Here is a 23236-nt window from a genome sequence, read left to right on the forward strand (position 1 = left end):
TATGGATATAAGCCTGGAAGGAGATTTGAGCATGGAGTTTATTCACGAAGATGAAAAACTTGCAGTGAGCGTTATTCAAGCCATTCACACTGGAGATATTCCAACGTTAGAGCAACTGCTGGCAGAGAATCCGGGATTGGCAAACATAAGAATATTGGAAAGAAAGCCTGACAACGTAGATGCAGACTCCAGTATCTCTCGAACGCTGCTGCACGTGGTGACGGATTGGCCAGGGCACTTCCCTAATGGAGCCGATGCCGTGCGAGTATTGACCAAGTTTGGTGCGGAAGTGAACGCTCCTTTTGTTGGTCCAAACATCGAGACACCTTTACATTGGGCTGCAAGCTCCAATGATGTTCAAGTGCTTGATGCCCTTCTTGATGCTGGCGCAGACATTGAAACGCCTGGCGCGGTGATCGCCGGTGGCACGCCGCTGGATGATGCTATTGCTTTTGCACAATGGGATGCAGCACGGCGCTTGGTTGAGCGCGGCGCGATCTTTGCCCTTTGGCATGCGGCCGCCCTTGGAGATATTCACGCCATACAAGAACATTTTAAAGGGGCCCAACTCCCGGGACGTTATCCTTGGGGAACAAGCACCTCCCCTTCTCCTCCCGATGCAGTAACCGTTGCCTTCTGGTGTGCTTGCCATGGAGGTCAAAGAGAAACAGCCGAATGCCTGCTTGACCAAGGCGCCGAACTGAACTGGATTGCCAGCTGGGATGGAATGACTCCACTGGACACAGCAAAACGTAATTTTTCATCGAAACTGATCCCGTGGCTTGAAAGTCAAGGTGCCAAATCCGCTAGCGAGATTCACAGGTAGATGAATAGCTTGGCATGGAATTGCCAATCGCCAGCGGCTGCGAATACAGTTATGAGGAGAATCCGGTGGCTACTGGGGAAGTGTAGAAGACTCCAACAAATAAACACAACGAAAAGGACATCGCCACTTGAGCGATGTCCTTTTCATTGTGTGGTGATTCTAAAACCGTGAGAGGCGACAAGGGTCTAATTCATTTCTTGATTTACCATCAATAATTTCACTTGCAGCCAGATGCGCAATCAGCGGCGCCAGCGTAATTGCAGAATGCATTACCGTCAGATAAAGTCCATTCATGTGATCATGGAAGCCCACAATCGGATAACCGTCTTCAGGCATGGGTCTCCATCCAACCTTTATGCTCTCCAGTTCCAGTTGATTTCCGTGCTTGAGACTGCGACGCAATGTATCGTAAGCTCGCTTACCGACCGCCTGTGGTCCGTTTTCCTCCGACTCGTCGATATAATCTTCCGCAGCCAGCAGCGTATAATCTGTCAGTTGACGCGCTTCAAATTGCGCATTGGAGATTAATGTGTGTATCCGTTTATTAGCAGTTTTCATCCGAATCAGAATTGAAGGTGACGAAGTTACCGGCACGTGACAACCTAACGGGTTACAAAGTTCGGGTGTACCTGTTCCTGCGGCCAATACCACAACATCCGACTCCACAAAACCCTTGGACGTATGAACACCAACCAGACGGGAACCCTCTTGCTTCAGCTGTGTAACGTTGGTGTCGAACTGAATCTTTGCTCCGTACTCTTGCGCTTTGCTCAACAACAGCTCCGTTACCGCTATAGGGTCCACCGCACCTTCTTTGCTGACAAACATGGCTTCATCCGGATATTCCTTCAGATTGGGCTCCAATGCCTCAAGCTGCTCCCGGTTTAATTTTTGAAAGTGTTGCTCCCTTAGAGGCGAAGTGTCCCAAGTTAGCGCGCCATGCCAATGAATTTTCAGTTCGGACAACTCTTGCTGAAGTGTGTGATACTCTTCCACAGCTGCATCGTACAAATGCCAGTATTCAGGAGCCACTCTATGCGTCGTATGTATCCAGGCAAATGATTTTTCCGTGACTTCACGCGCCGCGGCTGAGTGGCGTTCAATAACAGTTACATCTTGATTTCGTTTGGCTAGATGATAGGCCATACACGCCCCAACAATCCCTGCACCAATAATCACAATTTTTTGTTTATTCAAAACTAACTCTCCCTTGTCACCCTATCACCCCAAGGAATCGATTTTCCGAGGTTCGGATGGGTGTGCTCCTTTTTCGTCTTCTTCGCTGTACAGCTTCTCCATATGCTGCATATGGCCGGCTCCCCAGTCGCTCATTGTCTGGAGCACAGGTTTCATGAGCTGTCCGTACTCCGTAATCGAGTATTCGACCTTAGGGGGAATTTGAGCATATACTTCGCGATGTACAATATCGTGATACTCCAGTTCTTTTAACTGCTGGGTCAGCATTTTTTTTGAAATATCTGGAATGGCTTTTTGTAATTCGCTGAACCGCATTGTACCGTTGCTCAGCAGTCGTAGAAGAATCAAAGATTTCCATTTACCCGTAAGGATATCCAAGGCCGTTCCGAATTTACAATATACCGTCATTCTTATTCCTCACTTTCTGACCATACCCAGGTATACTTTTGGTTACCTGGTTAGGTTTAAGTGCCTACTTCCAGATTGGGCCTTCTCACTTTAGTATAGAGGCAGATATTAAAATCGAGCAAGTGAGGGGATAAGAAAAGATGAATGTAACGTTATGGATCGTACAACTTATATTGGCGCTAGGTTTCATATATTCAGGATGGATGAAAACCATTCGTATCGAGTCGTCAAAAAAGACCTGGGCCTGGGTTAATGATCTGCCAAAAAGTCTAGTTGTTCTGATCGGTATCGCGGAGCTACTAGGAGCGCTTGGCCTAGTTTTGCCTTGGGTGCTGAACATCACTCCGGTGCTTACACCCATCGCCGCAATCGCTTTGGCTACGGTCACCCTGTTCGGGATGCTGTTTCATGTTTGGCGTAAAGAGTACCGGGAGCTCGGCGTAAATATCTTTTTTATAGTTCTGGCATTGATCGTAGCCTTTGGAAGACTATAAAGGAAACGGGGAACGTTCTGGAAAGTGACAAAAAGCCACTAATATTATTATATAATAACCTCACCACATAAAAGGCTGGCTTCAACAGCTCATGGAAGGAAGACAACTCTCTATTGAAAGCAACCTTGAATGTACAAGAACACATACTCATCTGGAATTGTGCATCGCTCAAAATCATGGATGTACGACATATTGTCATACAGGCCGACGAGTGCGTACGTCCTTACCTGTTCCCTGCCAGCGCCTTTTTGTACGTAACGAATGGCAATGCAACCGTGATCTTAGACGGAAATGAGCATGCTACCAAACCATTTTATATGCTTCATGGGGGCAAAAACACCCGTCTGGACATCATCCCAACGGACGAATCCTTTCATTATTACCTGATTTTCTATAAAGCCTCCTTACCGCCGCCTGGCAAGCAGCATACACTTCAACAACCGGATCAACCATTGCCATTCCACCTCCAGTACGGTTTTATCCCATACCATCCTGCCATCCTCTACGAAATCACTGAGCGAATGCTGGGCGAGTGGAATAAACCGGGACGCTTGGAGCGACTCCATACCAAAACACTATTCTATCAATTTGTATATGAATTGCTCAGACAAATGGATCAACAGCAGGTAAGCATTGTTAGGCCTAACCTTGCTTCTCAGCTTATTCGCTATATGCAGGAGCACTACGCCAAGCCGCTGACGCGGGAAACCCTCGCTCATACATTCCATTACAGCGTCCCTTATCTGTCCAAGTACTTCCGACGTGAAACTGGCGCAAGTCTAATCGATTACTTAATCGGTATTAGGATGAACAAAGCAGTAACGCTGTTGCAAAAGACCGAGTTATCTCTGCAAGAAGTCGCTGCAAGCGTCGGATATGCTGATGTATCCTATTTTATAAGAATGTTCAAAAAACATACGGGAGTCACACCAAAGCAATTCAAGGATGAGTCCGGACAAGTGACAAAAGGTTCTTATCGTCCTATCCTTAGGCTTCGATCATCCATTGCTCCGCGTAAACTCCGTCGTTATATTGATATCAGAGATGATAATCATTATCAACATAGCGAAAAAGGAGATTTACGGATGTATAGAAGCAAACTACCTGTAGGAATTACCCTACTGTTGTGCCTAACTCTATTGGTTAGCGCATGTTCCAGGCCAGCAAACACGAATGGAAGCACTGGCAGTACGCAAAGTCCAACTGTAGGTGCAGAGAGTAATATCAGTAACACCACAAACGGAAGCTCGGAGATGGTAGCCTATTCTGCGGTTAACGGTGAAGTACAAATCCCCAAAAAACCTCAAAGGGTCGTAATGGTTGCAGGAGCCTTTACCGGTCATTTGCTAGCTCTTGGCCTTAAGCCTGTTGGAACTGGTGATGAATCCTTTAACAGTTATACAGAAGGAAAGCTCGATGACGTTGTCAACATCGGTAACGATGTACCTTACGAGAAAATCATGGAGTTGCAGCCGGACTTAATTGTCGTTTGGAATGACCCTGAAACGATCGAAAAGCTGTCCAAAATTGCGCCGACCGTCGCTGTTGAATATGGAATACCTCTACGGGAGCAATTGATGGATTTTGGCAAGATGACTGGTAGAGAAGAGCAAGCGAAGGCCTGGATCGCAGAGTGGGATGCTAAGATCGCTGAATATAAACCACTCGTGGAGCAAGCGGTAGGTGATCGCACGGTTTCGATTTTTGATACGGGAAGTGCCAAAGAATTTTATGCCTACGGGAGCTTTGGTAGAGGTGGAGATATTATTTATGGCGAGTTTGGCCTGAAGGCACCGCCGATCATTCAGAAGGAAGCCATCGATAGCGGCAAAGGTTGGGCCAAGTTATCACTTGAATTGTTACCACAATATGCAGGAGATTATATCTTTGTAAGTGGATGGACAGGTGATGAGAGTGGAAATTCCGTTTTTGAAGGTCCTATCTGGGATAACCTCCCTGCTGTCCAGAATAATCACGTTTATCGCGAGGAAAGCCGTGGCTTCGTGTTTAGTGACCCAATTTCGTTGGAAGCCCAACTTAAATTTGTCGTAGACAGCCTAACCAAAACAGAGTGAAATTGAGTAGGCCACGGTATGTACGAGGCGAGGAGCAATCCTCGTCTTTTTATGTTTTTGTATAGTCCTTATCTTTCATTTGAAGAGAGTTTGAAAACAAAAGCACACACATAAACAGGGACCTCTCACCATGTTGGCAAGAGTCCCTGTCTTTAAACTTGTTATATAGCCCATTTTCCGTTAAGTGATGGTAAGGCCGCCACTTGCATATCCCGCTACCGTTGTAGCCACATCAATTCCGGCTGTTACTGATGCTGAGAACACCATAAGCAGGCGGTCACCGGCAGATACCGGAATACTCAGTCCTGTAGTCACCCCGCTGGATATTGTGCCCAGTGCCAAAATGCCGGTCAGTGGAGGAGCTAAGGTTACCAATGCACCCGGTACAGCTGTAAAGGAGTTATTAGGTGTAGTGGATCGGAATAATTGTGCAGTTAAGGTTACTGTAGATCCAACCAAACTAAGTCCGGCTGTTGTGCTGAAATAAGCGGCCAGTGAAGTAATCGTTCCTGCACGCGATGCTGAGAAAGCAAAGTTAAGCAATGTGCCTGCAGCGCCTGTGAGATCAATAATTCCTCCGTTAACACTTACTCCGGTAGAACTGTTACCAAAACCAACTAAACTGGAAGTATTCAAAAGTCCACCCAAAACTGTAGTCAACACAACGGGAAGCCCTGATGCATAAGGAATAATTGTTCCAGAACCACTCGCACCCGTAGCCCCGGTTGTACCGGTTGTACCTGTTGCTCCGGTTACACCTGTTGTACCTGTTGTGCCTGTTGCTCCGGTTACTCCCGTTGTACCTGCTGTGCCTGTCGCTCCGGTTACTCCCGTTGTACCTGCCGTGCCTGTTGCTCCGGTTACTCCCGTTGTACCTGGTGCGCCTGTTTCTCCTGTTGCTCCGGTTGTACCTGCTGCGCCTGTCGCACCTGTTACACCCGTTGTACCTGGCGTGCCTGTCGCTCCCGTTACTCCAGTTGTACCTGCTGTGCCTGTCGCTCCTGTTACTCCGGTTGTACCTGATGCGCCTGTCGCTCCTGTTACACCTGTTGTACCTGCTGTGCCTGTTGCTCCGGTTACTCCCGTTGTACCTGCTGTGCCTGTCGCTCCTGTTACACCTGTTGTTCCTGCCGTGCCTGTTGCTCCGGTTACTCCCGTTGTACCTGCTGTGCCTGTTGCTCCAGTTGCTCCTGTTGTTCCTGTTGTTCCCGCTGTGCCTTGTGCTCCTGTTGCACCTGTCACTCCAGCTGTCCCTGGTGTGCCTGTCGCCCCCGTAGCCCCGGTTGCGCCTGTAGCTCCGTTGATGCTTGGGGTTTCACCCAGCAATTCGGAAGAAACCAAACGATGGGCTGTTACCAATGCGCCTGTGCTGCTCTTACCCCATACGGACACTTGAACAGGATCATTAACCGTCGCTGTTGTTGTAAAAGTAAACTCGAAGGCATCAAGATTCGCAAAATAGTTATTGGTTATTACTTGATTGGGTGCGATGTCAAAAGACTCACTGACATACAGGACCCTCATTCCACCACTCATGTAATACCCTTGTATTTGTATGGTTGAGGTACTCACATCACTACGGTTATCAATTTTGACTGTAACTGTCTGAGTCGGCCTTACACCGCTAACAGCATTATTTTCTATTGGCCCTGTTGATAAAAAGCTCATCGCTACATCTCCTCTTTTGGGGATTTCTGATCTCCTAGATGTCATTAACTGTTTTTTCGTGCTCCACCACCCGGTGTGCATCTACCAATTGCCCAGAGGCTTGTTTGCCCCACACTGAAATCCCTACTTCCTCCACACCTTCCACGTCTGTTCCAAAAACAAACTCAAAAGCAGCTAAATCTGCAAAATAAGTTCTGGTCACTGCTTCATTAGGAGCAATACTGATTACTTCACTCACATACAGCGTTCTTGTTGTGCTTAGCACATACCCCTGAATGGATACTGTTACAGAGTCCACCTCAGCCCGACTTACCAATCTAATCGTTACCTGTTGGGTCGGTCTAACCCCGGAAACCGGATTGTTTTCAATCGGCCCAGTTGACAAAATAGCCATTTTTCCCATCCCACCTTTATGAACCTCTGACTCTAGCAGTATTTGGCATAAGCTCACTAGATAGTAATATTCAAACACTCAATCAACGGTGTGGACAAAACACAGGGGGCACCCCACCATTATCACTTAACAACCTTCTACGCTCAGGGCTTTAGCTATACAAAAACTGGAATATGTACAACAAAGAGAAGAAATTATGCAATGTCAAAGTTGGTCAGCAAGTAAGAGTAGATTTTGTTATATAACCAGGATTGATTCCAGAAAAAAACGAAAATAACCGTTCCTCTGGTAGATTCCAGGGAAACGGTCACAGCTTAAGACGTCTTTTTCTCGTATCTAATTGTTGGCCGGGTAAAGCTATGCTTGAAAGTGTAGTTTTATAGAATATGAGATCGTATTTTACCATCAAGCCCAATGTTAAACACATAGAATAATCACTTTCTTCATCCTCTACTAAAAAATAGAAAAAGATTGTATTATCTTAAAATTGTGATATGATATCGTCAAGTTAATAAACATTTAAAAGAAAATATGAAAGATAATTACATTTAAATGTGACCAAACCTCTTTCTTCGCCAAATTTCAGTGTTCTAACCCATTTTATTGAAAGCGATTACAAAAAGAAACCTGACAGATTATAGCTTTTCTAATCGCACCCACAGATGCAGGCTTACTTCGGGTTATAGCCACTCCCCTTGCTGCCGTGACCACGTACCCGGTGCACAGGTTGTCTGGCTTAAACCATATATGACAACATGAAGACTTAACCTAACAGCCAACCTAACCATTATTTCAAGAAGGGGGTGACATGAGGAAAATCTTTTCGTTTTTTCGACATTTCATCATCTCAGTTATTCTGAATTTCAGCTCACCAACTAATCCAATCTCATGGAGGCGAAACGTATGATTCGTAAACCGCTAGTTTTGTTGTTGTCGTGTCTGCTAATCTTTGTCACCCTGCCCGTTGAATCGAGCCATGCAGCCAATGCAGCCGTTGCCAAACTTCCTGGAAACTCTAATCCCCTCATCGATCATAAACTGGGAGCTGATCCTTATGTGCTCGTCCATAACAATCGGGTCTATGTCTACATGACAGGTGATGCATATCTGTACAACAGTGACGGCTCTGTCCGAGAGAACCAGTACAGCACGATTGGGAAAATTAACGTCATCTCCTCAGCTGACATGGTGAACTGGACAGACCATGGTTCCATCCCTGTAGCAGGTGCGAATAATGCCAATAATGGACAAGGAATTGCCAAATGGGCTACTCAGTCCTGGGCTCCTGCCATGGCGAAGAAAACCATTGCTGGCAAAGAAAAGTTTTTCCTGTACTTTGCCAACTCGGGTGGAGGTATTGGCGTACTCACGGCTGATTCCCCCATTGGACCGTGGTCCGATCCAATTGGTCGTGCCCTCCTGACTCACGGTACACCGGGTATGTCTGGCGTAACCTGGCTCTTTGATCCGGCTGTACTTGTCGATGATGATGGCTCTGCTTACTTGTATGCTGGAGGCGGCATCCCGAACGATACCAATGCTGCTTCCATTGCCAATCCCAAAACAGCTAGGGTCATTCGTCTCGGTGCAGACATGACCAGTGTGGTGGGCAGTGCTGTGACTATTGATTCTCCTTATATGTTCGAAGATTCTGGCATCCACAAGTATAACGGCAAATATTATTACTCCTACTGCATCAACTTCGCGGGAACACACCCCACTGCATATCCGAAAGGGGAGATCGGATACATGGTCAGCGACAGCCCGATGGGGCCCTTCACGTATAAAGGACACTTTCTGAAAAATCCTGGCACGTTCTTCGGTGTAGGCGGCAATAACCACCATGCCGTGTTCCAATTCAACAACGAGTGGTATGTGGCGTACCATGCGCAAACGGTAAGCAAGGCATTCCTCGGTGATGGTAAAGGGTACCGTTCCACACATATCAACAAACTGACACATAATGCGGATGGAACAATCCAGGAGGTTCAGGGAAATATGACAGGTGTACCTCAGATCACTAACCTCAACCCGTATGTCCGGGTGGAAGCCGAAACCATTGGCTGGCAAGCAGGAATTAACACTGAACCGAGTCAAGCGAGCGGTGGACCTGTAGCCAATCAGAATGTCACTAATATTCATAACGGGGATTGGATCGCGGTCGGCAATGTTGATTTTGGCTCAGCTGGAGCCTCCAAGTTCAAGGCCAATGTCGCTTCTACCGGAAATGCCAACATCGAGGTTCGACTGGACAGTCCGACAGGCCCACTAGTTGGAACACTTAACGTAAGCTCAACCGGTGGTTCGCAGACTTGGCGCGAGATGGAGACCAATGTTACCAACGCTACAGGGGTACATCGTTTATATCTGGTGTTTACAGGCTCGGGCAATGGAAATCTGTTCAAACTGGACTACTGGCAGTTCACATCCGGTTCGGGCGGCAACCCTAACCCAAACCCAAATCCTAATCCAAACGTTACGCGTTACGAAGCCGAGAATATGACTCTTGGCGGCCAATACGCTGGCGTAATCAGTTCCCCTTTTAATGGAGTCGCTTTTTACGGGAACAATGATTATGCAGCATACAATCAATATTTTGCATTCCCAACCCATCAATTCTCTGTCCGCGGCGCTTCCAACAATAATAATACAGCCCGTGTTGATCTGGTCATCGGGGGTGTAACCGCTGGTTCTTTCTACTTCACGGGAACGGAGCCGACCGTTCAAACCCTCACCGGCATCACTCACGGTACAGGCAATCAGGAAATCAAGCTGGTCGTAACAACGGATAATGGCACTTGGGATGCTTACATTGATTATCTGGAGTACTCGCTTTAATTCATAGGACATGATCAATTGGGAGGATAGAATATGTGGAAAAAAATCAGTGCTCTTCTACTCGCTCTTCCTTTGCTTATAACATCATTCCCTTTGACAAGTCCGGCAGCTTCAGCCGCAACGTTCAGCAATCCGGTTATTTACGCGGATGTTCCTGACAGTGACGTCATTCGGGTAGGCAATGCATTTTATATGACAAGCACAACGATGCATATGAATCCGGGAGTCCCGGTCATGAAGTCTTATGATCTGGTCAACTGGAGCATCGTAAACTATGTATACGATACGCTTGGAAACGGGGATATACAGAATCTGAACAATGGACAAAACGAGTATGGACGTGGTTCCTGGGCGAGCAGCTTGCGGTACAACAACGGTATATATTATGTGGCCTTTGGATCGCTTTCCACGGGCAAGACGTATATTTACCAAACCAGCAATATTGAAACAGGACCATGGACACCTTACACATTGAACAGTTATTACCATGACCCCTCCCTTTTGTTTGACGGGAATCGAACCTTTCTTGTTCATGGCAGTGATAACATCAGTATCGTTGAGCTGACACCTGATGCCAAAGCCGTTAAATCCGGCGGGCTCAATCAGGTCCTGATTCCAAACGCAAGCAATGTTGCCGGCTCCAACATGATTGTAAAGGCAGAAGGAGCACACATTCAGAAGATCAATGGCATGTACTATGTATTCCTGATTGCCTGGCCTTCGGGTGATGGTCGCATTCAGCTTGCCTATCGTGCAAACACATTGACAGGTCCATACACAGGTAAAGTTGTACTCAGAGACTTGGGAATCGCCCAAGGAGGCATCGTGGATACCGCATCCGGCGCTTGGTACGGCTTGCTGTTTCGTGATAGCGGAGCCATTGGGCGCATCCCCTATCTCGTTCCAGTGACGTGGTCGGATAACTGGCCTGTGTTTGGAATGAACGGCAAGGTTCCCCTTAACATGAATATGCCTGTTGAAGGTCAGCCTGCTGCCAAAATCTACGGGTCCGATGAGTTCAACGCAACCACATCAGGCACACCCTCAGTAACGCAACTGTTAGTGAACGGCGGCTTTGAGGAAAGCAACATTCAGCCGTGGACCAGCAACAATACGGCGAACATCACCGTAACAAATGCCGAAGCATTCAGCGGTACAAAAAGCCTGCTCGTCAGCGGCAGACAGCAGACAGCAGGCGGAGCCAAACAGATGGTTACAGGGAAGCTAGTACCGGGAGGAACATACTCTTTTTCGGCAAAGATCAAATACACTACTGGTCCTGCAACCAAAACGTTCAATCTTAGCATCCAGAACGGTGCAAGTTATACCGGAATTACCATTATGGGCAGTGCGACGTTAACCCGTGGACAGTGGGGTACCATTCAAGGCACGTATACCGTTCCGTCGAATGCAGACCTGTCCCAAAGCTTTATTTTTGTGGAAACACCGTATAACTCGAATCCGGACCCGACCAATGATTTGATGGCGTTTTATGTAGATGACGTCTCCCTGAAGAGCAATTCATCTTCTGGTACATCCAGTCTCGGTACTTTCTGGCAGTGGAATCATAACCCTGATGCTGCCAACTGGTCCCTGCTCCAGCGGCCCGGTTTCCTGCGGTTAACCGCAGGAAAAATCAGCAAAAACCTGTTAGAAGCCCGCAACACGCTGACACAACGAACCTTTGGTCCAAAAAGCACAGGGATGACCGCTTTGGATACAGCCGGCATGAAGGATGGTGATTATGCTGGACTCGCTGCTTTTCAGGCGAAATATGGTTTTGTCGGCGTAAAAATGACGGGCAGCACCAGATCCATCGTTATGGCTAATGCCAGCTCCGGCACCATGACTGAATTAGCAACTGTGCCATTAAACCAGAACAGAATCTATCTACGCGTCATCTGTGATTTTACGAACCAGACCGACAAAGCCTACTTTGCTTATAGCCTGAACGGCAGCAACTGGACAACCATTGGCAATACACTTCAAATGTCTTACACCCTGCCACACTTTATGGGATATCGGTTTGCACTATTCAATTATGCAACGAAGTCTACCGGAGGATATGCAGATTTTGATTATTTCCGCGTAGAATAAATGTAGTTTTATTCGGTTATTAATGTTTCGTTTATTGACCAGGACCTGGAACTCCACCATGTGTGAGCCAGGTCCTTTTCAGTACATTTCTTATGAAGAGTTTCAGCTTTTAACTTTTAAAAATCCCGGAACAAGTGTTAATTCAACAATTGCGCGAGCTGGAGCGGGACGGCCTTGTCACCAGACATGTCTACCAACAGATGCCTCCCAAAGTAGAATATGGACTTACAGAATATGGCGTTACCGCCAACACCATCGTGGATGTCATGTGTGCTTGGGGGAGGGACAATATTGCTCACAGGCAACAACGGGGCGAAGATATCGTATTGTTGGAGAACAACGATTACGAATCTTGATTTCACAGTTGCACATTCCCCATACATTATGTAGGACATATGTCTCTTTTTCCACGAAAACGATTAAAAAACCTTTATATTCCAGACAAAATGATCGATATACAAAATGGGGCACCTGAATATCCCGTGTTGAGCATTGGATTCACATCTCACAAAAGCAACATGGGAAACAAAATGATACATACGGTAGCGAGAAAGAGAAGAAGAGAAGCTCTGTCTGGTGAGATGGCAAGGGCTAACAAAGGAGTAGTCATATGAAGGTACGAACGAGTCAAAGAGGAAAAACACGCAACATCTACATGAACTTGCTGTTATCTGTTCTGTTGTTGATTAGCAGCATCCCGCTGTGGCCGGTCTCAAAAGTGAACGCCGCTGATGAGGAACATCATCTGTTATCCCTGAACCGGCCTGTGTACAGTTCCTCATCTCTGGGCGGCAATACGGCAGATCTTGTGGTTGACGGCAACAAAAACAGCCGCTGGGAAAGCATATGGCAGCAAGATCCGCAGTGGATCTATGTTGACTTAGGCACGGTGGCCTCCATCTCGGGCATCTCCATCCAGTGGGAAAATGCGTATGCTTCCGCCTTTGATCTGGAAGTATCCAACGACGAGGTCAACTGGCAGTCTGTTTACTCGACAACGAAGGGGCAAGGCGGCCTGACAGAAATTGAGGTCACAGCGGAGGCACGATATGTGCGCTTGTTCAGTCATCAAAGAGCACAGCCAGCCTATGGCGTCTCTGTATACGAATTCAATGTATATGGGACGGGCGGAGCAAATCCACCTCCCAAACCATTAGCAATGAACCTTGCACTAGGACAACCGGCTACAGCGTCTTCGGAAGAAATTGATGAGCCCAGCCGTTCAGCCGAGGATAAAGCCAAAATGGAAAAAGGGAATTACGAAGCACGGAATGTAACGGATGGCCGTCCGGATACACGCTGGTCTTCCATCTACAAAGATCAGGAATGGATTGTTGTAGACCTTGGACTAATCCGGGAAATCGGGAACGTATCCCTACAATGGGAAAACGCCTTTGGACGTGCATACGATATTCAAGTATCAAATGATGCAGACCAGTGGACTACATTATACCGGGAACTGCACAGCGACGGTGGACGGGATGAGATTCCGGTATACGCCGAAGCACGGTATGTGAAATTAGCCGGACTTGGCAGAGGAACAACCAACGGATACTCCCTGTACGCATTCGACGTCTACGAGTATATCGAAGGCGATGCCAAACCTGTGCATACAATTCCGAATATCCCTGAATCGTCCTCGGTAAAGGTGGGTTCCGGCAGTTACGCTGTAAATGACATCACCATGCTGCAGCCGAAAAACCCGAAAAATCACACGGCTGACATCACAGCGCCCCTCCCTTCCAATGACTGGTGGCAGTCTATTCTTGTATCCGATCTGGGGGATGGCAACAGTCTGGTCACACTCCCGCTTAAAAGCAGATATACCAAACAAGGACTTCAACTTCTGAATCCCGGAGCTGGTTACGTTTCGGCTGATGGCGGTTCTATGGACGCTGACGGTGAACCGGATCTGATCATGAGCACCAGCAATATGAACCCGGCGGAGGTAAATACCAAGGTGGCGGGATATGGGGATTATTCCGCCACGATCATCATGAGCGATGATGACACAGCCAAAATGAATACCACGTTTGTGAAAGGTTCCCCTTTCCTGTACAACACCTTCGATAACCCGGATACCATTATTGTTCGTTCTCCCAACATCACACGTCTCTTCGATGATCAGAACCGTGAAATTGTTCTGAATGATGGAGAATCGCTGACGGCCGATCATATCGGTGTTGAAGTAACCAATCAGGACAGAGCGCCCACGCCTCAGACCTTTACAAGAAACTACGGGATCTTTGCACCTGAAGGAACCGTATTTATGAAACTTGGCAATACGCTCAAAATCAAGCTGGGCCAGAGCGAAAACTATCTGTCACTGGCTACCCTGCCGTCCGCGGCAGAACTGTCTTATTATTACCGGCATGCCTACGCCTTTGTAACCGATACAACAGTGGACTACAATTATAATGAGAGCACTTCACTGGTAACGACTACCTTCAACTCGGTAACCCGGACGAAGCGGGCAGGCTTTTCCTCCGAGACACTGATGGCCTTGTTGCCGCACCAATGGAAACTAGCGACTACTCCGGTAACGGAGCTTGCTTACCCTTCCATTCGCGGCATCATGAAAGTAAGTGAAGGCAATACGTTTACGACACAGGATCGATTCTATGGCATTATTCCGCAATTTGTGGAGCCAGATGATCCAACCTACTCGCGTGCACAATTAATCAGCTATCTGGATCAGCTTGACGCGGATACGGCAGGCAATCTGATGAGCGAGGATCCTTACTGGCAAGGGAAAAAGCTTCATCCGCTTGCGCTGGGTGTGCTCATCAGCGACCAGATAGGAGATACGGTACGACGAGACAACTATCTGTCCCTGCTTCGAACCATTTTGACAGATTGGTATACCTATTCGCCGGACGAACCTTTGCACTCGTATTATTTTTATTATTCGGATGAATGGGGAACCATCTTCCCTTACGGTAGCGGATTCGGTGTTAATACCGGATTGACAGATCATCATTTCACCTACGGTTATTACGTTTTTGCATCGGCTGTACTGGCCACATATGACAAAACATTCTTGCAAGATTACGGCGACATGGTTGAGCTTCTGATTCGGGACTATGCCAATCCTTCACGGACAGATGATCAGTTTCCATGGCTTCGCAATTTTGATCCGTACGCTGGTCACTCCTGGGCAGGTGGTTACGCCGATAATCGCAGCGGGAATAACCAGGAGGCCGCAGGAGAAGCGCTCTTTAGTTGGGTCGGCCAATATATGTGGGGTGAGGTGACAGGCAACAAAGCCTATCGCGACACCGGGATCTGGGGCTTCATGACCGAAGAGAAAGCTGCCGAGCAATACTGGTTTAACTATGACGGGGATAACTGGCTGGAGGATTACCAACACGCTACGATAGGTCATGTGTACGGCAGCGCCTACCTGTATGGAACGTACTTCTCTAATGAGGCGGAGCATATTTACGGTATTCACTGGCTGCCGCCAGCGGAATGGATGACCTATTATGGACGTGATCCGCAGAATACTAAGGCTCTCTACAATGGTCTCATTAAGGACCTGGGTGGTCAGCAGGAGCGCACATGGCAGCATATTATCTGGCCATTCCAGTCCATTGGAGACCCGCAAGGTGCTCTAGCCAAATGGAATACGAGCGAGATGCAGCAAAATGAAGTCTTTAACGCGTACTGGTTCATGCACAGCATGGCTTCTACGGGAACACGCACGATGGATATATGGGCAGATGATCCGGCAGCAACCGTGTATGAAAAAGACGGCGTCTATACAGCTCAAATCTGGAATCCGTCCGACACTGTCAAAACCGTTCATTTCTACAATGCCCATGGCGCTTTGGGTTCCGCTACCGTGTATGCCAAAGCGCAAGTAAAGGTTAACCCGCTGGAACATTCCGTCGTTAAACAGCCGGATGCCTCTCAGGGTGTAGTCTATCTCGATCGGAGCCAATGGACCATTACGGCATCCTCCAGTTCGGAGCCGGTAGAGCACATGGTGGACGGTGATCTGACTACACGCTGGTCATCCGGACAGATTCAGAAGCCCGGCGATTGGTTGCATATCGATCTGGGTAGCGAACAGACTATGGATACGGTATTCATGAACTCCGGCAACAACGGCGGTGATTATGCTCACGGGTACGAAATCTACGTATCCAAAGATAACGAGAACTGGAGCGAGCCTATCGCAGAGGGAGCAGGAACATCTCCAAGTCTGTCCGTTGATTTGGGCATGCAAACCGCCCGTTATGTCAAAATTGTATTGACTTCCTCTGCAGACAGCTGGTGGTCGATCTCTGAACTAAAGCTTGCCCGATTTGGCAAGCTTGAAGCAACACCAGAGCTCCCACAGCCCGTACCGCCTCCAGATCGCTCTTCATGGATCGTAACCGCCTCCTCTACTCAAGGAGCAGATGTTACAGCCAATATGCTGGACGGAAGTTCAGATACACTATGGACAAACGGTAGGAAGCAAACCAAAGGACAATGGATTACCATTGACCTCGGCCAGAAGAGCTTTTTCGATGCCATAGAATTGGACCCGGGTCATGCGAAAGAAGACTATCCGGGACAGTATCGGATTTATGCCTCGGATGACGGTGAACACTGGGGCACATCCATTGCGGGCGGCGAAGGCACGCCTGGACGCATGTCCATCACTTTCCCTGAACAGCAAGCACGTTATGTGAAAATGGTGCAGATCGGGGATTCCGATCAATGGTGGACGATCTCCGAGTTGTTTGTTCATCATAATGGAACGGGCAAACAAAAGAGGCTGCTGCCAGATGGCTGGTCCGTGACAGCTTCCTCCGGAGACGATGCAGCGGCTATACTCGACGGCTCGGACCAAACACGCTGGACCTCCGGTCAGACTCAAACAGGTGGCGAATGGATTCAGCTTGATATGGGAGCCTCGCAGCCAGTGAATCGGATTGTGCTCGACAGCGCGCACAGCCGGGAAGACTTTGCTCGCGGTTATGAAATATATACTTCTCTGGATGGAGAGCATTGGGGAAAAGCCTTGGCTTCGGGTGAAGGATCAGATGCGCTACTTTCTATCGCTTTTACACCGCATGAGGCACGTTATATTAAGGTCGTACAGACGGGTACCGATTCTCATTGGTGGTCCGTGGCTGAATTAGAGGTCTATACCGCTGATCAGACACCTTGGATATCCGGGGAACAGGATCATCTGCTACCTGCTGAACTGGATCGAACATCATGGACAGCGACTGCCTCCACCTCTGAAGATGTTGCGGCGATGCTCGACGACGATCTGAATTCACGCTGGACCTCTTCATCTGGTCAACATGCCAATCAATGGGTCCAGATTGATCTGGGAAGCAAGCAGAGCTTCAGCCGCTTGACAATGGACTCAGGCAGCAGCAACGATTATGCTCGCAACTTCCAGTTTTTCACTTCTGAGGATGGCGAACGTTGGGAAGGGGTTACGGAAGCACTGGGAACAGGACCTGTCATCTCACATACGTTCTCCAGACAAACGGCGCGATACATCAAAATTGCCTTGACCGCGGACACTCCCGAGTGGTGGTGGTCCATCGCCGAGTTAAAACTTCACCATTAATGTCATCATGATCTCTCCAACCATCTCTCTCCCGTCCTTGCGGGGCAGAGGTGGTTTTTCTTGATAAGGATGAAGCATACCTCATGTAAACTTCATGTTCCATATATCACCTTTATAGTAAGATATAGATTAATGTAAATATTATTAATTTCTAATCGATAAGGAGGGCTTTAATTGAAAAATATAATTGTCTTTGGTGCAAGCAAGGGATTGGGCGATGCATTTGTCAGAGGTGTGCCACAATCCGGTGATAAGGTCTGGGTGGTCTCCCGCAGCAAGCCGGAAAGTCTGTCCGTGGAGGATGGCGTCGAGCGAATATGGATTCAGGCTGATCTTTCCGAGCTTCAGGCCGCAGAGCAAGTTGCCAGCCAGCTTCAAGGCGAGACGTTGGATGTGCTTATTTATAACGTGGGGATCTGGGAAAAGGAAGGATTTGAAGAGCACTACACGTTTGATAAGGATGAACCCGCAGATATCAGTCAGCTGATCCATGTGAATGTGACTTCTACAATTGTATGTATACAGGCTTTACTGCCTCAGCTCCGCCAGTCTGAAGCAGGCAAGATCATCCTGATTGGTTCAACAGCCGGTTTGAGCAATGCAGGCAGCAGCCAGGTTTCTTTTGTCGCCTCCAAATTTGCCATACGGGGTATTACGGAAGCTCTAAGAGAACATACGAGGAATGACCGCATCGCGGTGACATGCATCAACCCGGGAGAACTGGCGGCAGAAATTCCGTATGAAGACGGGATGGAACGTGCACTGGCCGAGTATGATGGGACCCGCATTCCCCTGCAGGATATGGTCTCCATCGTTCGATGTATCATCAGCTTGTCCAAAGCGGCCTGCGTGAAAGAGATCAACATGCCCGCATTAACGGATACGAACACCTAGATAGCAATGACATCTACACGCCTCAATCGGTCCGTTCACCGGAGTGCGCTCTGTATACACATGCTGGACAGAAGCCCGTTTACATTAATACATGCGATAAGTGCGCAATACCTGCGGAATTCAGGCGTTCATGCTCAGGGATATTTTCATATAATAAATGGGATTTTCCGGCCTTGTCCAGATGATCACGCATAGCTGCAATTCGTCCTTTGTTAACATCAATGAAACGAAAATCGATTTGGCGCAAATGCTCCAGCCCGGTCAGTCCAGCAAACGAATCCGCCTTGAGCGCCGTATTCATCTCTTTCAGTTCAATAGACTCCAAAGCACGGGCTGTCCATAGATGTGTCGTATCCCGCAACGATTTCATATAGTCCAGTTCGAGCTGTCTGAGAGAGGTCAGAAGGGAAAAGTCGCATAACTGCTCCAGCTTGGGCAAGGACAGATGCAGATATTCCAGCCCGCGCATCTGTTCGAGTCCCTGAATACTCGTCAGTTTGCGAACAGAGCTGAGCTTCAACATCGAGATGGTCGACTGTGTCAATACATCTAGTCCCCCTTTTAACTCACAGTGATCCAGGGATAGATACTGAAGCATAGGCAGTTCCGCTAACACATCAGCACTTTCGATCGTGCAGTTCAGAATGAGCGTATGCAGTTGGAGACATGCCGCAATGGAAGCAAATCCGTTGAATTTGCCACGCAGTTCAAGAAAGGTCAATCGTTTGTAGTGTTTAATAAAATCGAGCACGGTTGCCTTTGCAGGTGAATTCAATCTTAGAAACTGCAGTTGCTCCATCGCACCCAGTATCGTCAAATCCTGAGCCTGCGAAAGATCAAGCTGCAAGGCAGACACATGTTTCAACTGTGCCAGTCGCCCCAAAAATCCGGATGAATATACCCCTTTAGGGTCCATATGTGATATGTGTAGAATCAGATCCGGCCGGGCAAAGAATACTTTGGCATCGAGCTCGGCAAGGTCCTCGTATGTATCCGCGTCAACGCGAAAATGAACCGTTGCTCTGCGACGCAACAGATGCACCGCCTGGTGCATCTTTTCGGCATTCCATGGAACCCCCTGTATTGAAGCATGCCATAACTCACTCACAGATAATCCCCCTTTTCCATCCATAGTTCCAATTCATTCCATTATAAACAAGATCGCCTGGATGAACCACTACCGATCCCGTTTTTTCATTCCTTTCCTCTTTTTTCATCCCTCCCCTTTCACCCTGCTCATAATCATACCTTTCCTTTCCGTTGCTTTCAGGATTATTCGACAGAAATCTACATAAAACTATAGATTAAGCCGACATATAACTTAGGCGTTTTGAGCTTTTTATTAATCATCTGGGGAGATGGAATATGTCGAACATGTTGAACAAGTGGGGGAAAAAGAGAGCACGGACATCCAGTATGGCAAATACGTTGTCCATTGTGCTGCTGATCATTATCGTAGTTGTCTTTGCCGTGCTGGGAACATTTATGTTTGCAAGCACACGAAACATTCTGGTGAAACAGCAGGAATCCATGCTCCAGACCAAGACACAAGCCATTGTTAGTGAATTTGATGCACTATTCAAGGAAAAAGGTGCACTGGTCAAGCAAATGTCCACCAACACATTATTTCAGCAATACATAGAAACAACAGCATCTGCTGCGGATGCGAAAAGTTCAACCTACGCTGCGGAAACACAGGCGACACTCGCCGCTATCGTTAAGGCAGAGCCTTCGTTTGCCGATGCCTGGGTCGCGGGTCTGGATGGAAAAGGCTTTTGGATTCAAAATGATGGTGTCGTATCTGCACCGGACTTTGATATCCAGTCACGTCCATACTACAAGCCGGTTACCGACGCAGACGGACTTTATTTCTCCGATCCGTACATTGATATTGCAGCAGGCGATGTACTCATGGGTATCTTTTATCCGATCAAAGACGAAAACAACACCACGATCGGCTTTGCGGCAGCGGATATTGCATTCAAGGATATCCCGGCGATTATGGAGAGTTATTCCCTTGGAAGCACGGGCTATTCCATGTTGCTGTCCAAGAGCGGGGAAATTCTGTACCATCCAGATCAAGAGAAGGTATTGAAGGAAAACATCCTGAACAGTACGGGGGACATGGGAGACATCGGCAAGAAAATGCTTGCGGGTGAAAACGGCGTACAACTTATGAACGACAATGGGGAACGTCGATATATCGGCTACGCTACCAGCAAAGATACGGGATGGTCCGTTGGTCTGACTATATCCGAAGAAGAAGTTCTTGCGGAATTAAAAACATTCACGTGGATTACACTTGGCGGTTTTGCTGCAGCTACCCTTCTGCTTGTGATTATTTGTTATATTACCCTTCGCCGTCTGTTACGCTCCATACCACAGCTGCTGGCCAAGATTAAACAGATTGAACAAGGTGACCTGACTGTCAAACTGGATATCAAATCTAATAATGAAATTGGACAGATCGCCACAGGCTTGAATTCCATGGTGCAGAAAATTCAGGGCATGCTGCAAATGGTCGGCAGCTCGGCGCAAATCCTGAACCAGTCGTCGAATGATCTGCAGGCCATCTCCTCACGAACGGCTGTGACCATGAATGACACATCAACAGCCATCAACGAGATTGCCAATGCAACGAATTATCAGTCCATCGAAACGGAAAATATCTTACGCAAAACAGGCTCATTATCCAGCCAAATTGATGAAATTGCTACCGATGCGCAGGCTATGGGAACGGTCGTGCAGACATCTGCTGATCAAAGCAGCCAAGGACTTGCGGTCGTGGAACAATTATCGAAATGGTCCGACGAAAACCACCAGTCCACCCAAGCAATGTCCTCTATTATCCAGGAGATTGACCTGAGTCGGAATGAAATATCCAGTTTTGTGGATACAGTCAAACAGATTGCCTCTCAAACGAACCTACTCGCCCTGAATGCCTCTATTGAGGCTGCACGTGCTGGCGAACATGGAAGAGGATTTGCCGTCGTTGCCGAAGAGGTCCGCAAACTTGCAGAACAGACGGCTCAGGCAACAGAGGAAATCAACAAAAAGGTGAATGTTATTGAAGAGAAAACAACCCTGTCGGTTGAACATACCATGCGCGGTATGAAGATTGCGGAGGAGAATGCCAAATCCGTAGAAGATACCAAACATGTTTTCTTCAGTATTAACAAAGACTTGAAAGATCTGCAGCAACGTATGATGCAGATTACCACTAATACCGCCAATGTACACAAACACAAAGATGAGATATTCCAGGCACTGGAGATAATCTCCTCCACCACAGAGGAGAACTCGGCATCGACGGAAGAAGTAAGCGCCAGCACGCAGGATCAGCTGGATAGTATCGAACAGGTAGCGGATCTGTCGAAACAGTTGAACCAGCTATCTGGCAAACTGCAAGACGAACTAAGTCAGTTTAAAGTAAAGTCATGATCCGCAAGCTTTCCCCTGCTCTTCTCTTTTAGTCGCTGTCCATTTATTATTAATGAATATGCGTACGAAGAGGATTGGAGGCTGAATCATCATCATGAACTTTGCCAAACGAATGGATCATTTCAACGAAGGAATTTTCACCAGGTTGCTGGAGATCAAACGCCGCAGACTGGAGAACGGTCAGCCCGTTATTGATCTCAGTGTGGGTACGCCGAATATCCCACCTGCGCAGCATATTATAACTGCACTATGCGAGGCCGCAGCTGATCCGGCTAATTATATATATGCTGTGAATGATCAGAGTGAATTGCTGCAAGCTACAAGCGATTGGTACAAGCAGCGCTATCAGGTCGAGTTAGACCCGGCAACACAGATCTGTTCCTTGCTCGGTTCACAGGAAGGACTGGCACATATATCCCTCTCCATTGTCGATGAAGGTGATCTGGTGCTGGTCCCTGACCCCTGCTATCCCGTCTTCGCGGATGGACCGTTACTGGCAGGTGCAGAACTCTATTATATGCCGCAAAAAGAAGAAAACGGGTATGTTATTCAACTTCAGGATATACCGGAAGATATCGCTCATCGGGCAAAATTCATGCTGGTCTCCTATCCTAACAATCCAACAACTGCGATGGCACCGGATCAGTTCTATGTTGACCTGATTGCCTTTGCGAAGAAGTATGATATTATCGTGCTTCACGATAACGCGTACAGCGAGCTCGTATTTGACGGAAAGTCATGTGGAAGCTTCCTCGCATTCCCTGGCGCCATGGACGTTGGTGTGGAATTCAATTCCCTGTCAAAAACATACGGACTGGCCGGAGCACGAATCGGCTTCTGTGTGGGCAATACAACCATGGTCTCCATGCTGAAAAAGCTAAAATCCAATATGGATTACGGGATGTTCCTACCGATCCAAAAAGCAGCAATTGCCGCCATTACCGGTGATCAATCCGAGGTTGAACGGGTCAGAGCAATCTATGAACAGCGAAGAGACATCCTCTGTGATGGATTCAGCAATCTCGGTTGGCCCATCGCTAAACCTGAAGCAACGATGTTCGTCTGGAGCCGGATTCCGGCGCACTACGACAGCTCGGAGCAATTTGCCATGGATCTGGTTACACATGCAGGAGTCATCGCAACCCCAGGCAGTGCCTTTGGTCCTTCAGGCAAAGGTTACGTTCGCTTCGCCCTCGTTCAGGATAATGAATTATTGCAACAAGCGGTACAATCAGTTGATGACAGCGGGATTCTGAAATCCAGCTAACGGGAGCACAATTCGAATGTGCTCAAGCCAAAATCCCCTCAAGGTCCACAGGGAGTAAG

The 23236-nt window shown here is 47.8% G+C and carries 15 protein-coding genes; 10 read left to right on the top strand and 5 right to left on the bottom strand.

Annotated elements, in window-relative coordinates:
* Window positions 1-64: 64 nt before the first annotated feature.
* Window positions 65-826, top strand: a complete 762-nt coding sequence (locus tag NST38_RS22220; RefSeq protein WP_256720199.1) for an ankyrin repeat domain-containing protein — start codon at window positions 65-67, stop codon at window positions 824-826.
* Window positions 827-985: 159 nt separating this feature from the next.
* Here the strand turns inward: NST38_RS22220 and NST38_RS22225 are convergent, their stop codons facing one another.
* The gene (locus NST38_RS22225; protein ID WP_076254339.1) at window positions 986-2023 is read right to left on the bottom strand and encodes an NAD(P)/FAD-dependent oxidoreductase; all 1038 of its coding nucleotides are present in this window, start codon (window positions 2021-2023) and stop codon (window positions 986-988) included.
* Window positions 2024-2047: 24 nt separating this feature from the next.
* A complete protein-coding gene (locus NST38_RS22230; RefSeq protein WP_076254337.1) occupies window positions 2048-2431 on the bottom strand; it encodes a winged helix-turn-helix transcriptional regulator in 384 nt (127 codons plus the stop codon).
* A gap of 140 nt (window positions 2432-2571) precedes the next feature.
* Between NST38_RS22230 and NST38_RS22235 the strand changes: the two genes are divergently transcribed.
* Entirely contained in the window at window positions 2572-2925 is a 354-nt protein-coding gene (locus NST38_RS22235; protein ID WP_076254335.1) for a DoxX family protein, read from the top strand.
* 113 nt (window positions 2926-3038) lie between these two features.
* The gene (locus NST38_RS22240; protein ID WP_341344060.1) at window positions 3039-5000 is read left to right on the top strand and encodes an AraC family transcriptional regulator; all 1962 of its coding nucleotides are present in this window, start codon (window positions 3039-3041) and stop codon (window positions 4998-5000) included.
* A gap of 180 nt (window positions 5001-5180) precedes the next feature.
* Here NST38_RS22240 and NST38_RS22245 read toward each other — a convergent pair whose 3' ends face one another.
* Together NST38_RS22245 and NST38_RS22250 are read right to left on the bottom strand one after the other, a co-directional pair.
* Window positions 5181-6668 (bottom strand): exosporium glycoprotein BclB-related protein, encoded by a 1488-nt coding sequence (locus NST38_RS22245; RefSeq protein WP_341344061.1) that lies wholly within the window; start codon window positions 6666-6668, stop codon window positions 5181-5183.
* 34 nt (window positions 6669-6702) lie between these two features.
* On the bottom strand, window positions 6703-7062 hold the full coding sequence (locus NST38_RS22250) for a hypothetical protein (RefSeq protein WP_036617491.1): 360 nt from the start codon (window positions 7060-7062) through the stop codon (window positions 6703-6705).
* Between the two features lie 903 nt (window positions 7063-7965).
* Here NST38_RS22250 and NST38_RS22255 point away from each other — a divergent pair.
* The 5 genes from NST38_RS22255 (at window position 7966) to NST38_RS22275 (ending at window position 18469) form a co-directional block, all read left to right on the top strand.
* On the top strand, window positions 7966-9900 hold the full coding sequence (locus NST38_RS22255; protein ID WP_341344062.1) for a carbohydrate-binding protein: 1935 nt from the start codon (window positions 7966-7968) through the stop codon (window positions 9898-9900).
* Between the two features lie 33 nt (window positions 9901-9933).
* Complete coding sequence (locus NST38_RS22260) at window positions 9934-11997, top strand: beta-xylosidase family glycoside hydrolase (RefSeq protein WP_341344063.1); 2064 nt, start codon at window positions 9934-9936, stop codon at window positions 11995-11997.
* A gap of 122 nt (window positions 11998-12119) precedes the next feature.
* Window positions 12120-12353: a winged helix-turn-helix transcriptional regulator gene (locus NST38_RS22265; protein WP_339200037.1), complete on the top strand. Its 234-nt coding sequence runs from the start codon at window positions 12120-12122 to the stop codon at window positions 12351-12353.
* A gap of 254 nt (window positions 12354-12607) precedes the next feature.
* Window positions 12608-17575 (top strand): discoidin domain-containing protein, encoded by a 4968-nt coding sequence (locus NST38_RS22270; protein ID WP_341344064.1) that lies wholly within the window; start codon window positions 12608-12610, stop codon window positions 17573-17575.
* 174 nt (window positions 17576-17749) lie between these two features.
* A complete protein-coding gene (locus NST38_RS22275; protein ID WP_036617480.1) occupies window positions 17750-18469 on the top strand; it encodes an SDR family oxidoreductase in 720 nt (239 codons plus the stop codon).
* 79 nt (window positions 18470-18548) lie between these two features.
* On the opposite strand, the gene NST38_RS22280 is transcribed toward NST38_RS22275, so the two are convergent.
* Window positions 18549-19577 (bottom strand): hypothetical protein, encoded by a 1029-nt coding sequence (locus NST38_RS22280; protein WP_036617478.1) that lies wholly within the window; start codon window positions 19575-19577, stop codon window positions 18549-18551.
* A gap of 257 nt (window positions 19578-19834) precedes the next feature.
* Between NST38_RS22280 and NST38_RS22285 the strand changes: the two genes are divergently transcribed.
* Together NST38_RS22285 and NST38_RS22290 are read left to right on the top strand one after the other, a co-directional pair.
* Window positions 19835-21910, top strand: coding sequence for a methyl-accepting chemotaxis protein (locus NST38_RS22285; protein ID WP_256721296.1), 2076 nt, complete (start codon window positions 19835-19837; stop codon window positions 21908-21910).
* Window positions 21911-22004: 94 nt separating this feature from the next.
* A complete protein-coding gene (locus tag NST38_RS22290; protein WP_341344065.1) occupies window positions 22005-23177 on the top strand; it encodes an aminotransferase class I/II-fold pyridoxal phosphate-dependent enzyme in 1173 nt (390 codons plus the stop codon).
* The last annotated feature ends 59 nt before the right edge of the window (window positions 23178-23236 follow it).

It is taken from the genome of Paenibacillus sp. FSL H8-0104, assembly GCF_038050215.1.
Lineage (GTDB): Bacteria > Bacillota > Bacilli > Paenibacillales > Paenibacillaceae > Paenibacillus > Paenibacillus amylolyticus.

What these genes read in the sequence shown, in the direction of transcription:
- NST38_RS22230 (WP_076254337.1), bottom strand. Translation starts at nt 2,431, where the DNA reads ATGACGGTATATTGTAAATTCGGAACGGCCTTGGATATCCTTACGGGT.
- NST38_RS22235 (WP_076254335.1), top strand. Translation starts at nt 2,572, where the DNA reads ATGAATGTAACGTTATGGATCGTACAACTTATATTGGCGCTAGGTTTC.
- NST38_RS22245 (WP_341344061.1), bottom strand. Translation starts at nt 6,668, where the DNA reads ATGAGCTTTTTATCAACAGGGCCAATAGAAAATAATGCTGTTAGCGGT.
- NST38_RS22250 (WP_036617491.1), bottom strand. Translation starts at nt 7,062, where the DNA reads ATGGCTATTTTGTCAACTGGGCCGATTGAAAACAATCCGGTTTCCGGG.
- NST38_RS22255 (WP_341344062.1), top strand. Translation starts at nt 7,966, where the DNA reads ATGATTCGTAAACCGCTAGTTTTGTTGTTGTCGTGTCTGCTAATCTTT.
- NST38_RS22260 (WP_341344063.1), top strand. Translation starts at nt 9,934, where the DNA reads ATGTGGAAAAAAATCAGTGCTCTTCTACTCGCTCTTCCTTTGCTTATA.
- NST38_RS22270 (WP_341344064.1), top strand. Translation starts at nt 12,608, where the DNA reads ATGAAGGTACGAACGAGTCAAAGAGGAAAAACACGCAACATCTACATG.
- NST38_RS22285 (WP_256721296.1), top strand. Translation starts at nt 19,835, where the DNA reads ATGTCGAACATGTTGAACAAGTGGGGGAAAAAGAGAGCACGGACATCC.
- NST38_RS22290 (WP_341344065.1), top strand. Translation starts at nt 22,005, where the DNA reads ATGAACTTTGCCAAACGAATGGATCATTTCAACGAAGGAATTTTCACC.